This window comes from Oleiphilus sp. HI0086, from assembly GCF_001635225.1.
This window is the reverse complement of the sequence record NZ_LWFZ01000939.1, coordinates 1-299: the sequence shown is the minus strand read 5'-3', so window position 1 is coordinate 299 and position 299 is coordinate 1. Positions and strand designations below refer to the sequence as shown.

1 protein-coding gene is annotated in these 299 nt (G+C 40.8%); it reads right to left on the bottom strand.

The genetic code is table 11. The annotated features are described in order from the left end of the window. Positions 1 to 273, bottom strand: a 273-nt coding sequence (locus A3756_RS16885) for a DUF3087 family protein (protein ID WP_231875560.1), incomplete at its 3' end; no start/stop codon positions are given. Between the last annotated feature and the right edge of the window lie 26 nt (positions 274 to 299).

Below are 299 nucleotides of genomic sequence, written 5' to 3'. Positions count from 1 at the left end.
TGCATTGAGCTCTTGTTTAAGCTGCCAGACATACCAAACTTCCGACATAAACGGCGTATTCCGGTTTCGGTATAAAGTATTTAGCACAAGCGCTACGGCAGACACTACACCCACCAGATTCAGAACGAAATTTGAACCTCCAGGTTCCCCAACTAAATGAATCAGTAGGGTTGATACGCTAAGCGCGATCGCCAATAAAGCAACAATGCTTCCAGCAATCACCCAGTTAAGGTGCTTTCGATAAGTTGTTTTATCAATATTCTGTAAATTCATATTCTTCTAACTAAAACCTCTAAATA